General features: G+C 61.2%; 11 protein-coding genes. 1 reads left to right on the forward strand and 10 read right to left on the reverse strand.

Going from position 1 to position 12,862, the window contains the following annotated elements:
- Nucleotides 1–319 precede the first annotated feature (319 nt).
- Nucleotides 320–1,858, forward strand: a complete 1,539-nt coding sequence (locus AC3EA7_RS16885; RefSeq protein WP_488615242.1) for an ArnT family glycosyltransferase — start codon at nucleotides 320–322, stop codon at nucleotides 1,856–1,858.
- A gap of 146 nt (nucleotides 1,859–2,004) precedes the next feature.
- Here the strand turns inward: AC3EA7_RS16885 and AC3EA7_RS16890 are convergent, their stop codons facing one another.
- The 10 genes from AC3EA7_RS16890 to purE form a co-directional block, all read right to left on the reverse strand.
- Nucleotides 2,005–2,883 (reverse strand): alpha/beta fold hydrolase, encoded by an 879-nt coding sequence (locus tag AC3EA7_RS16890; protein WP_488615243.1) that lies wholly within the window; start codon nucleotides 2,881–2,883, stop codon nucleotides 2,005–2,007.
- Between the two features lie 395 nt (nucleotides 2,884–3,278).
- Nucleotides 3,279–3,728, reverse strand: coding sequence for a NirD/YgiW/YdeI family stress tolerance protein (locus tag AC3EA7_RS16895; RefSeq protein ID WP_488615244.1), 450 nt, complete (start codon nucleotides 3,726–3,728; stop codon nucleotides 3,279–3,281).
- A 440-nt stretch (nucleotides 3,729–4,168) separates the two neighbouring features.
- Complete coding sequence (locus AC3EA7_RS16900) at nucleotides 4,169–4,795, reverse strand: ABC transporter permease (protein ID WP_488615245.1); 627 nt, start codon at nucleotides 4,793–4,795, stop codon at nucleotides 4,169–4,171.
- Nucleotides 4,779–5,759 carry an ABC transporter ATP-binding protein gene (locus AC3EA7_RS16905; protein ID WP_488615246.1) on the reverse strand — a complete coding sequence of 327 codons (981 nt, stop codon included), beginning with the start codon at nucleotides 5,757–5,759 and terminating at the stop codon, nucleotides 4,779–4,781. Before AC3EA7_RS16905 ends, AC3EA7_RS16900 begins: the two co-directional genes overlap by 17 nt.
- Nucleotides 5,760–5,763: 4 nt before the next feature.
- Nucleotides 5,764–6,714, reverse strand: coding sequence for a glycine betaine ABC transporter substrate-binding protein (locus tag AC3EA7_RS16910; RefSeq protein ID WP_488615247.1), 951 nt, complete (start codon nucleotides 6,712–6,714; stop codon nucleotides 5,764–5,766).
- Nucleotides 6,715–6,736: 22 nt separating this feature from the next.
- Entirely contained in the window at nucleotides 6,737–7,390 is a 654-nt protein-coding gene (locus tag AC3EA7_RS16915) for an ABC transporter permease (RefSeq protein ID WP_488615248.1), read from the reverse strand.
- Nucleotides 7,391–7,515: 125 nt separating this feature from the next.
- Nucleotides 7,516–8,397, reverse strand: a complete 882-nt coding sequence (locus tag AC3EA7_RS16920) for a tetratricopeptide repeat protein (protein WP_488615249.1) — start codon at nucleotides 8,395–8,397, stop codon at nucleotides 7,516–7,518.
- 314 nt (nucleotides 8,398–8,711) lie between these two features.
- Nucleotides 8,712–10,400 carry a signal peptide peptidase SppA gene (gene sppA, locus AC3EA7_RS16925; protein WP_488615250.1) on the reverse strand — a complete coding sequence of 563 codons (1,689 nt, stop codon included), beginning with the start codon at nucleotides 10,398–10,400 and terminating at the stop codon, nucleotides 8,712–8,714.
- Between the two features lie 742 nt (nucleotides 10,401–11,142).
- Nucleotides 11,143–12,282 (reverse strand): 5-(carboxyamino)imidazole ribonucleotide synthase, encoded by a 1,140-nt coding sequence (locus AC3EA7_RS16930; RefSeq protein ID WP_488615251.1) that lies wholly within the window; start codon nucleotides 12,280–12,282, stop codon nucleotides 11,143–11,145.
- On the reverse strand, nucleotides 12,279–12,776 hold the full coding sequence (gene purE, locus AC3EA7_RS16935; RefSeq protein WP_488615252.1) for a 5-(carboxyamino)imidazole ribonucleotide mutase: 498 nt from the start codon (nucleotides 12,774–12,776) through the stop codon (nucleotides 12,279–12,281). Before purE ends, AC3EA7_RS16930 begins: the two co-directional genes overlap by 4 nt.
- Nucleotides 12,777–12,862 lie beyond the last annotated feature (86 nt).

A 12,862-nucleotide genomic window follows, 5' to 3' on the forward strand; every position in this document is an offset into this window, starting at 1 on the left:
ACTCACGCCCAAATCGCTAATCATAATCCGATTCCAAACCCCGCTCGTCAAAACATCTGCCATGCCTGAGCCAAGGTGGAAAAAGCCAATTTTTGTATTACGGGCTGGCGAAAGCCCCTGCATATCCTCAGTCATTTTACCAACTTTATATAGATTTACGTAGATTTTCTCTGGAGATTATACGAGAAATCTATCCCAATGGTCAAATGACAGTTGTCATATTTTGTGCAAATCCTCATAAGAAGCGTTAAAATGGTTTTTTAGCTTTGTGTCCTCTGTGTCTCTGTGGTTCAAAAACCTCTCTGAGCGGTGAACGATCATGAACCATTCCATCTCTCCCCCATCAAACACGGTTCGCCGATCCTGGAATGTTCGCATTCGCGCCATAATCGGCTCGCACGCTGTCATTCTGACGCTGCTGGCGGGGCAATTCGCGCTGGTGCAGGCGCTCACCGGTTCGCAGTACGGCGATGCGCCGCGCAATATGCACTGGGGGATACTGATCGTCGAGAACCCGGCATTTCTGTTTGGCGCTCCCGACACCTATGAGTGCATCAAGGGTTTCCCTCCCGAACCGCCGTCGCTCGCACCGCGGGCGCTCTACCGTTTCCCGCAGGGAGGGCTGCACCGCTGGTGGGGTCCGCTTCCGCCGCTGATCTTTGCGCTGGTCTGGTTCGCAACCCATTCGTACACCGCGCTACACCTGGTTGTCCCGCTGGCTGGCGCCGGAGTCGTCTTACTCACGTACTGGCTGGCGCGCCTCTGGCTGACACGGCGCGAGGCGCTGATTGCCGCCGCGTTTCTCGCGTGCTTCCCCCTCTTCCGCGACTACGCGACCGTCGCCTATAGTGAGGCGCTTTCGGCGCTGGCGCTGACAGCCGCGCTGCTGGCGTATGTCCGGCAGCACACGGTTGCAACCATCATCCTTGGCGGGCTGGCGACGCTGATGAAACTCGACCTGCTCGCGCTCTACTTTGGCACGGTCGGCATTGCCGCTGCATGGTCGTTTGTAGCGCAGTGGAAACGGCGCGAGCCTGTTTCGCGAGGGACGTGGTTGCACACATTTGCCGCGCTCGTCGGTCCGGCGATGATCGCATCGCCGTGGGTGTGGTTTCATTACCTGGGGCAGGGTGAGCGCGCGCCGACGGGTGGAGTGTCGCTTCAGCAGTTCAGCGTGGTTGCGTCGCAGATGCTCGAGTTGCTCTTTTACATCCCGTGGTACGGCGCACTGCTGACCCTGGCGGTTATCGGCGCTCTTGCAGTGGTCGGTGTGCGCAGCCGCAGTTTCCCTTCCGATGTGCTGACGATGTTGCTGGCATGGCTGGGGCTGGGCATTATTGTGCTGCTGGTGTATGCCGCGACTCCCGGTTCTGGCAACAGTCCGCGCGTCCTTATTCCGGCGCTGCCGCCGCTGGCGCTACTGGTTGCAGCCGGTATTACTCGCCTGCCGCTCTCGTGGAAGCGCCGCGTGGCATTCTATCTGATCACGCTCTTTACGGTGATCAATCTGGTGACCATCGGATACTACGCGGTCGAAGGGGCGCGCATCCGCAGGTACGAGCCGGTCTGGCAGGTCTTGCGTGAACAGCCGCGCGGCTATGTGCTGACTGAGGCGTACTGGCACACGATCCTCTATGCACGCCAGCCGGCAACCTGGTTTGAACTCGATGAAACCTTTCAACGCAATATCATGGAAAACGCCGATCATTTCGCGCGCTACCTGGCTCAGCATCCGATCCGGTACGTCGTCTTGCCAGCGCATGATGATACCCTCGCTTCCCCTGATGTTCGGGCATACCTCGATCGCCACGCCAGACGCATAGATGCGGGGGAGTTCGTGGTGTATACCGTCAGGTAGGCGCGAGGCAAGAGGTACGGGGTTGCAGGTTGCAGGTGCAAAGGTGGGCGTTGAACGTTGAACGCGGGCCGGCGCGGCGCTGCCGCGCCCACTGGTGGCGGCGCCGCCCCCGCCCGCGCTGGTGCACCTGCGGCATTGCAACGTCTTTACCCCAACCCCTCAAGCTTCTTCAGAAACCTCAACACAATCGCATTGTACTCCTGTGAATGCGTGACATGCAGAAGATGGGAAGCACCCTGTATCTGCGCCTGTTCGACATTTGGCAAATAGCGCGCCAGTTCCTGGCTGACGAGCAGGAACATTGGCGGGCTTTTGTCGCCGGTGAGCAGGAGTGCCGGCGCCCGGATCGTCGCCGCCTCGTCGCGGGTGATGTCTTCGGCATTCATTGCGTCGATCTCCGTTGGTTCGACGCCAATCAGATGCGCATTGTCCAGAATGCGCTGGCGGGCAGATGGCGACAGTCCGTCGAATACGTCGCGCCCCATCATGCCATCGATAAAAAGCCGCGCGCCCTGTTCCAGGTTGCCGTTCTGCACGGCGCGTTTTGCCGGAAGAATTGCTGCCGCGCGCTGCGTCAGGAGTTCGGCGCCGCCGGGCAGCGTGGCGAGCCAGGAGCGCAGCGGCGGTTCGATGATCGTGAGGGTGCGCACCAGATCGGGATAATCCACTGCCAGTCGCAGCACAATATCCGCCCCGAACGAAAAACCGACGAGATGCACACGCCCCAGACCGAGCGCGGTGATCAGGTCGGCCAGATCGCGCGCATGGGTGCGGGTCGAGGTGATGCCGGCGAGATCGCCGGTCGTCGGGTTGGGGTAGTGGTATCGCTGGCTGTAAGCAATGGCGCGAAAGTGTACGGCGAATGGTTCGATCTGCCGCTCCCACGTGCGCAGGTCGGTCGGTCCGCTGCCGTGGACGAAAACCACCGGCGCGCCGTGACCGCGCTCGATGTATGCCAGTGGCACATTGCCAGGCTGAATATGATGGAATTTGTACTGTCTATCGCCAATTGTGAGCATCTGCATGCCGGTATGGGTAAAGCGCCGCTTCGCCTCCTGTCCTCTGTTCGCTGCTTCAGATGACAGGCGGTTCTTATGGTTGTTCCATCAATGCGCCGCTTGCGGCGTGTACCCACATTTTCTTTTTTTGGCGCTTCCGACGCGATGACAGTCGCAGCATCAAAGCCAATCGACGATTTCCGCCCAAGCGCTGCGCTGACAATCTGGGCGTGTTCCTGTTCCTGACGCTCGATGCCGCGTTCCCGTCCCAATGGTGCAGGCCTGAACATGAAGAATGCGCCGCTGCAAGACATCGACAACAACGCGGCTACCGTCACTCAGCGTCACTTCCACTACTGAACTGTCATGGTATCGTGCCGACTCAACAGCAATGGCGATGCTACCGCCATATGGAGAGTGTGCTAAGGACGAGAACCGCGCCGTTTCGGACCACCGGCCCAGGGAGGCGGTCCGCTGAATGAGCAGTTGCGGATTTGGATTGTCTCGGTTGGCGTGGTGATCTGGCAGGCGTCGAGGTCGATACCGCCTCCGCGCATTCGGTCAATTTGCCCGGTAACCGTCACTGGTGTGCCATTCGCAATGCTGACCTGGCGGAACCACGGCGGGCCCGGATCAACGACGATCTGCCCTGTTCCGTCATCGAATAGAAACTCGTTGCGATCAACATAAGCGCCGGTGGTACCGCGTATTGTGACGACTTGATCAATGAATGCGTCGGGATTTGCCTGAATCTGACCGATAGATACCGCTGAGTTCGCCTGCGCCTGCGCGCTGAATGCAGGCGTGATCGCAGTGAAAAGTATTGCCATGCTGACGAGAAGCAGCATACTCTTAGTGGTTACAAGTCTCATCGCGCTCTTCTCCCCTGTCTCAGTTCTCGGTTCTCAGTTCTCGGTTCTCAGTTCTCATACTCACTTGCGGTCAGTCAGACAAGATGTTCGAACGCGCGGTGCGCAAGGCGCAACGCTCTACAACGCGCGTTGGCGGTTGTGGACGCACGACTGCGCATCGATCAGCAGCCCCAGGGGGGCGTTCACTTGCAGTGAGCACCGCCGAACCGCGTGCGGTGCGCGCCGTCGAACCGCCTGCAGTGAGCATGGTCGAACTGCCTGCGGCGAGCAGGGTCGAGCCGCGTCCTCAGCGAGGGCTTTCGCCCGCAGCGCCCCGGCAGTATGGTACGAATGACCGCACGTTAGTATCAGTTCTCAGTTCTCAGTTCTCAGTTCTCAGTTCTCAGTTCTCAGTTCTCAGTTCTCAGTTCTCAGTTCTCAGTTCTCAGTTCTCATAACCCCTACCCACCCTGCATCGCCTGCGTCGCGCGCTGCTCGACTATCCACAACACGCCATTCGCCCCGATCGCCAGCGCACTGACGGCGACGGCGCCGGCAATGATCTTTTCCGGGTTGCTGCTGCGCACCCCGTCGAACAACAACAGACCCAGCCCTCCGGCGTTGATGAATGCCGCAATTGTGCCAATCGCAATGATCGAGAGGGTCGCCACGCGCACCCCCGCCAGAATGATCGGCAGCGCCAGCGGCAGCTCCACCCGCCACAGCCGTTGCAGCGCCGTCATCCCCATGCCGCGCGCCGCTTCCACAATCGCCGGGTCGATGCCGGTCAGCCCTACAACCACGTTCCGCACCAGCACCAGTTGCGCATACGCGACCAGGGCAATCACTGCCGGTCGCAGCCCCAGACCGGTGAACGGAATAAGCAGGACAAAGAGTGAGAGGCTCGGAATGGTGTAAATGATGCCCAGCACCCCCAGCACCAGGCTGCGCAGTCGCGCCACGCGCGCGCAGACAATACCAACCGGCAACGCAATCGCCAGCGCAATCGCAAGGCTCACGCCAGACATCAGCAGGTGTTGCCCTGCCAGGCTCAACACATACGGCAGATTTTCAATCAGGTAGCGCATGGGTTGTGCGCGTCAGCGCAGACGCAATGGTATCCGGTGCAATCTCTCCCACGTTTTGCCCGTTGGCAACTACCGGCAGCGCCTGACCACCGGCGCGCAGGACGCGAATGAGCGCCTCGCGCAGCGTATCGCCCGGTTGCAACGTCTCTTGCGCATCGTTCGCGGTAAGGCGTTGACCGTCGCCGTTGCCCGCCAGCGCGTCGGCGACGGTCAACAGGCTGAGGCGGCGCAGCACATCATCCGCGCTCAGCAGGTCGCGCACGAAGTCGTTCGCCGGTTCCGCCAGCACCGCAAGCGGTGTGTCGAACTGCACAATGCGCCCTGTGCGCATGATCAGCAGCCGATCCGCCAGACGGAGCGCTTCATCGACATCGTGGGTCACGAAGAGAATGGTCTTGTGGAGACGCTGCTGAATGCGCAGCAACTCGTCCTGCAAACGTGCACGGGTAAGAGCATCGAGCGCACCGAACGGCTCGTCCATTAGCATGAGGGCCGGGTCGGCAGCCAGCGCGCGCGCCAGACCGACGCGCTGCTGCTCGCCGCCGGATAACTGGCGCGGGTATCGTTGGCGGTACGAGCGCGACAGTTCCACCAGGTCGAGCAGTTCATCGATCCGCGCCTCGATCCGTTTGCGATTCCACTTCAGCAACTGCGGCACGACTGCAATGTTCTGTTCGATAGTGAGATGGGGAAACAGTCCAGTTTGCTGAATCACGTATCCGATACGGCGGCGCAATTCCGTCGCAGACATCGACCGCGCATCGACGCCGTCGATCAGCAACCGGCCATCAGTCGGCTCGTAGAGCCGGTTGACCATCTTGAGCAGCGTCGTCTTGCCGCAACCCGACGGTCCCAGCAAGACGACGAACTCACCCTGTTTGACTTCGAATGAAACCTGATCGACTGCCGGACGGGTTTCGCCAGGAAACGTTTTGATCAATCGATCCGCAATAATGAATGCCATTGGTCTACTTGATGAACCCCTGCTGTTGCAGGAAGGCGCGCGCCACGTCGGCAATCTCCTTCTTTTCCGGTCCGTCGACCTGCCAGTTCAACCCGGACATCACATCGTTCGTGAGGAGCGGCGCCAGCCGGTTGAGCGTCTCGGCGATCGCCGGATTGGCTGTCAGCGCGTCCTGGCGAATGACCGGCGCAATCTGATAGACGGGGTAGTAGTTCTTGTCGTCCTCCAGCAGCGCTAGCCCCAAGCCATTGATCTGCCCATCGGTGCCGAACGCAACGACCACATCGATGTCACCTCTGGTGAGCGCCTCATAGCGCAGCGCACCGGTGTCGAGTTGCACGAAGTTGTCCTCGATGAACTTCGGGTCGAACCCATAGGCGGCCATCAACCCTTTGGTATCCTCGCGCTCGGGGAACTCGGGCGGACCGCCGAGTTTCAGTTCACCAGAGCGCGCTACCAGATCGGAGTACGTTCTGATGCCCAATTCCTCGGCGCGCTGCCGGGTCATTGCCAGTGCATTCGTGTTGTTGAACGGTGAAGGTTCGAGCCACGTCACCTGGAATTGCTCTTCATATCCTTTGCGCACCGCCTCCAGAATCTCCCTGGCGTCGGAGATCGGCGCTTGCTTGAGCACTTCGAGCAGACCGGTCGAGGTATACTCCGGATACAGGTCGATTTCGCCATTGACCAGCGCCGTGTGCGCCACCGGCGTTGCGCCAAGGTTGAACTTGCGTTCGACTCGGATGCCAGCGTTCTCTAACGCCAGGGCGTACATTTCGGCGACCAGAATGGCTTCGGTGAAGTTCTTCGAGCCGATGCGAACCGGTGCGGCATTTGCAGGGGCGGGTTGTGGCGCAGCAGTTGGTTGTGTCGTTTGGGCGGGCGCACTGCATGCGGCGAGGAGTAGACCGACCAGCATGGTGAACGCGACCAGAAAACGGATAGATCGCACCATGAACCTCCTTTTTATTCAAGCGTTACGTTGCGGCACCCAGCCCGGATGCCAGACGACGCTGCATCCATCCCAGCGACAACTCTGCCATGAGCGCCAGCAGCGCTACCGGGATGGCGCCAACCAGCATGATCCGGGTATCGAACAGAGCATAGCCACGGGTGATAAAGATGCCAAGCCCACCTCCGCCAATGAAGGCGGCCAGGGTCGCACTCGCAATCACCTCAACGGCTGCAGTGCGCACGCCGCCGACAATCGACGGCAGCGCCAGCGGCAGTTCCACGCGCCAGAGGATCTGCCCGGCAGTCATTCCCATACCACGCGCTGCCTCGCGCACACCGCTATCGACCGAGCGCATCCCCGCATACGTGGCAATGAGCACCGGCGGTATTGCCAGGAGCGTCAGCGCGACCAGCGCCGGCGTCGTACCGATGCCGAGGTACGGTTGCACCAGAAACAGCACTGCGAGACTTGGCACCAGGCGGAGAGCGCCAAACAGGTTGATCGCCCACTGCCCGATGCGCGCCTCATGCGCTGCCCAGATGCCGAGCGGCAGCCCGGCGGCAATGCTGATCGCCAGCGCCGCCGAACTGATCCAGAGGTGTTGAGTGGTTGCAGCCCAGAAACGGGATTGATTGGCGAGGAAATAGTTGTAGGCGTCTGCTAGTAGATCGATCATGAATCGAGAAATAAGTTGAGGTTTCAAGGGTTCAAGGGTTATGGGTTAAGGGTTAGGCTCATTGTCTTCATTCGATCTGATCTCATCGCTCTAACCCCTCATCCCTCATGCCTCATCCCTCATGCCTAAAACATCACATTCGCCAGGTCACGCCGCCCTTTCACCGTCAGCGGATGCTGATCGCCGAGTGCAGTGAACAGCGCCAGCAACATTTTGCGCGCGCCGTCGTTTCGGAATGCGCGATTGCGCATGACAATCGCCAGGAGCGTCTCGATCGCATCGGCATAGCGCCAGCCGCGCACCTGGTGCGCCGCGAGCAACCAGCGCGCCTCGAGGTCTGCCGGGTTCTGTTCGATTCGCTCGAGCAACACCGACGGATTGGCATCTTCCGCCTCCGCGATCAGATCGGCGAGCGTAAGCCATGCCTGCGCCTGCTTCCACTGTGGCGCTTCAGTGGGGATTTTCTTCAGCAATTCAGCGCCTGCTGGATCGCCGGCAACCAGCATCAGCCGCCCCAATCCGAACAGGCTCGCACTGTGATTGGGGTCAACGTTGAGCGCGCTTTCATAGCGCGCTTTTGCGCCAATTGGATCGCGCTCTTCAAGGGCAGCCGCTTCGTCCGCCAGCCGGTCTGCCGGTGATGCCGGCGCAAGCGGACCGAGCCGTTTCAACCAGGCGCGCACCTGCGACTCGGGCAATGCGCCGGTGAACTCGTCCACCACCCGCCCGTCGCGGAACGCTTTGACTGCCGGAATGCCCTGCACCTGGAACATCTGCGCCAGACGCGGGTTTTCGTCCACATTCAACTTTGCCAGAATCCAGCCGCCTTTGGCTTCGACCGCCAGTTTTTCCAGGATTGGCCCCAACACGCGGCATGGACCGCACCACGGGGCCCAGAAATCGACCACAACCGGAACAGTGCGCGAACGTTCCAGCACTTCGGTGCGAAACGTGCGTTCATTGACTTCGATAACAGCGCCGCTCGCGCTCTTGTTTGCGAGAGACACGGTAAAAACCTCCATTGACTGCGAATACTGTCGTTGATATGCAGATGATCTTCCTCAATTGTACCACACTCTCTGCCTGGCAACTGCTAACTTAGCAGTCGCCTGAGACGGATGCCTTTCAAAGAGGCTCACACAAAGGCGCAGAGGCACGAAGCCTCCTTTGCTCGTCAATCGTCGCTCATCTCAAGGTTGGTGTGGCGGCAAAACTGCACCATACTGCAAAAGAAGGCAAGCACCGCTCTGCCGAAGGCACAAAGAGCCATCATGCGGATCGTCCATAAAGTGATCGCGTAACCCCGGTCACGCGCCGCCCATCACTCGTCACTGAACGGCAGAACAGCCCACACCCGCGGCTGCTGGAGAAGATTCAGCGCATCCAGCAGCGCCTTCGATGGCTCGTTGGGGAATGGCTGCGGCGCCAGGCGTCCCCGTTCGCCGCCGAGCAGAACCAGCGGCGCCGTCCGGTCGCGTGGTAATCCGGCAAGTTCCTGCGCCTTCAGCAACGCCTCCGGCATGCCGCCGACATCATCGATCAACCGGCGTTCACGCGCTTCGCTCCCGGTCCAGACACGCCCGCCTGCCAGCGGTTCGAGCGTGTCCCCGCTCAGGGATCGCCCTTCAATGACACGCTGTTTGAAGATGGTGTAACTTTCGTCGATCAGGGTGCGTATCGCCAGTCGTTCCTGTTCGGTGGGCGCATCGCTGGCGAAGAAGCCACTGTTTGCGCCGCGCCCAATGGCGACGGTGTTGATGCCGACGCGCCTGACAAGCCGGTCGAAGACCAGACGGACGATCAGCACGCCAATACTGCCGGTGATTGCGCCGGGCTGCGCAAGAATGGCGCGCGCGCCAGAGGCGACGTAGTACCCGCCCGAAGCGGCGACATCCCCCATCACCGCCACCACCGGCTTGCGACGGTCGAGCCGCCGTACTTCGCGCCAGATCAGGTCGGAGTCGAAGGCGCTGCCACCGGGCGAATTGACATAAAGAATTACAGCGGCAATACGCGGATTGCGCTCCGCCTGCCGCAACGCCTGCACGATACTCTCGCTCCCGGCGATCTCCCCGCCGATCAGCGGGATCGGCAGCGGAATCTGGCGGCTGGGTCCAGGTGCGATCGTTCCTTCCACAGCGACGACGCCGACCAGACGGCGATGGCGCCGCAGCATCGGGAGGCGCAGGGCGCGGCGCGCCTGACTCCATTCAGCAATCTCTGGCGGCTTTGCCGAAGACGCGCCAGTGTGTGATGCGAGAAAGGCGGGCAATTCGTCCTCGTACAGCACTGCATTGATCAACCCGGCTTCCTGCGCGCGCCGGGCGCTCCATGGCGCTGCGTCGATAAGCGCACGCACCTCCTCGACCGTCTTGCGCCGCGCATGTGCGATGGTTTCGACAATGGTCGCGTAGCGCTGATCGATCAACCGCTCGATCTGCTCCCGGTTCTCCGGCGATATGTCTGAGCGCGCCAGCGGATCACCCGCTGTTTTGTACGGCGAAACTGCCGTCACTTCTGCGCTCACATCCACTTTCGCCAGCGCATCTTTGAGGAAACGCACTTCGGTATACAGACCAGTCACGGTCAGCAATCCGGCAGGCGGCGCAACAATAAGATCAGCGGCGCACGCTGCGACATAGGTCTTTGTGTCGGGGTTTGTGATCTGGGCAACGACCAGTTTGCCGCGCTCGCGGAACCTGCGGATCTCCTGATCCAGACTCTGGATCGTCGCCCATCCGCAGGTCAGGGTTCCGATGTCGAGCACCACACCACGCACCTGCGGGTCCGATGCCAGCCACTCGAAGCGATGGCGCAACTCGCTCAGGCTCAGCGGCGCCTGCGCCCCAAGGAAGCGTTGCGCCCACCATGGCGGCGCCGGCGCGAACTCTGGCAGCGCGCCACTGATCGGAATGCGCACATACGCAACCCGCCGCCGCAGCAGCCGACGCCACAGGTTGCTGATGCGTCGCGTCAGGTTCATCATCCAGATGAAGAGGGCGGTGAGCATGTGTTTGAAACCTCAACGTGTGAAAGTGATGAGTGATGAGTGACGAGTGGTGAGTGGCCAACATCCTCTCGGCGCCCGTCACCTCCGCCGCTCGGCGCAAGGCAACCGGTCGGTCATGGTCACCTCCGCCATTTGCGGCGGGAGCCGCCACTGACGCTACCCTCATTGTACCGCTTGCAGTCTCTCCAGCGCTCTCCTTGGTGACCGTCACCTCTGTATACTACTGCCGTGGCGCGCAGCGGGATGCCGGGGCGCTGCGGGCTGAAGCCCGCGCACCGCACGCGGTTCGACGGCGCGCACCGCACGTGGTTCGACGGCGCGCACCGCACGCGGTTCGACGGCGCGCACCGCACGTGCAAGCCCCGCTGGGGCTGTCGATCGGTGTGCATTTGTGCATCTATGACATGCCTGCCGGTGCAGATTGACCGTTGCGCCTTGCGAACCGAACCCTGGAACATCGTGTCTGACTGACCGCAATTTAGTATGAGATCAAAGCCCCTCCGGGACTTCCGCATCCTGAGCGAGGGCTTATGATTCTTGAGAAAACAATCCGGTATTGCCAGGTCCAGCCTGTGCAAGCAGGCTTTGCAACCATAGCCTGTGGCTTTAGAGCCTATCCGGAAAAGGTCGTTGGCTAGGCGAAGGCAATGCCTTCGCCTACCCGGTCGCACTTCAGTCGGCGATTTTTCGGATAGGCTCTTAGCCGCCGGGCGAGTGTGTCGGAAGATCATCGCCCGCGCCTTCAGTCGCCGGGCGAGAAGGGGGATAGCGGCATATAGCGCTCGACCATTGCCAGCCGCTCCGCCAGGCGCGTCGCGTCTCCGGCGCAGACGGTCACGTGCCCCAGTTTGCGCCCTGGCCGCGGCGCCTTGTCGTAGAGGTGCAGATGGGTGTCAGGCAGCGCCAGCAGCATCGTCACATCGGGCAGGCTGCCGACGAGGTTGACCATTGCAGCACAACCGCGTGCCGAGGCGTCGCCAAGCGGCAGACCGACGATAGCGCGCAGGTGATTCTCGAACTGACTCGTCACTGCCCCTTCAATCGTCCAATGACCTGAATTGTGGACACGTGGCGCCATTTCATTCGCCAGCAGGCGAGCGCTGCCGGCACGGTCAGCATCCGCTTCAAACAACTCAATCGCCAGAACGCCGACATAATCGAGCGCTTCGAGCACCCGGCGCGCATACGTCTCTGCCAGCAGTTGCACCTCGGCGGCAAGCCCGGGCGCGGGTGCGATCGAACGATACAGAATGCCGTTGCGGTGCAGGTTCTCGACCAGCGGGTAGCACACAACGGCGCCGTCCTGTCCACGAACTGCCAGGATCGAGAGTTCACGCACGAACGAAACGAACCCTTCGAGAATGAGCGACTGCCCGCCAAGCACGCTCCAGGCATTGTCGATGTCGGCGCGACTCGCGATCAGCGCCTGTCCCTTGCCATCGTAGCCAAGGCGTCGCGTCTTCAGGATGGCGGGCAGCCCAATCCGCTCGATGGCTGCATCGAGCGACACGCGATCATCTACCGGCGCAAACGGTGCAGTCGGAATGTTCAATTGCGCAAAGAAGCGCTTTTCCACGAGACGATCCTGCGCAACCTCAAGTGCCTGCGGCGGCGGATACACGGGTATGCGCTGCTCGAGCGCGCGCGCCGTTGCCACCGGCACATTCTCGAACTCATAGGTGGCAACCATCAATCCGTCGCCAAACTGCGCTACGGCTAAATGGTCTTCGTAAGACGCAACGACCTGTTCCGCCAGGTAGCGCACCGGCGCATCACCGGCGGGGTCGAGGAAGCGGAAGCGCAGACCGAGGGGATAACCGGCAAGCGCCAGCATCCGACCCAACTGGCCCCCGCCCAGAATGCCGATCACTCTGTCGTTCATTGGTTTTGCTCGCGAGGATCAGGGGATTGTAGCACGCGTTGAGTCTGCTGTTCGCGGAACCGGCGGAGCGCATCGCGAATGTGCGGATACCGGTTGCCAAGGATTGCGGCTGCCAGGAGCGCCGCATTGATCGCGCCTGCTCGCCCGATTGCCAGGGTTCCGACCGGAACGCCGGCCGGCATTTGCACAATCGACAGAAGCGAGTCCAGACCGCGCAGGGCGTGCGACTCCACCGGCACTCCCAGCACCGGCAGCACGGTTTTGGCGGCTGCCATGCCGGGCAGGTGAGCCGCACCGCCGGCGCCCGCAATAATGACTTCGATGCCGCGCTCTTCAGCGCTCGCCGCATACTCGAAGAGCAGGTCGGGGGTGCGGTGCGCCGAAACGATGCGCGTCTCGAAAGGCACATCCAATTCTTCCAGCGTCTGCGCAGCATGGCGCATGGTGTCCCAATCCGATAGTGATCCCATAATGATACCGACCAGCGGCTGCATAGGCGTTGACCTTCTCGATCCTGTCCGTGGAACTCTGTACTGCTGTCAGTGCGAAGCACGCAGACGATGCTGTCAGCGAACGCAGC

It is taken from the genome of Roseiflexus sp. (assembly GCF_057785375.1).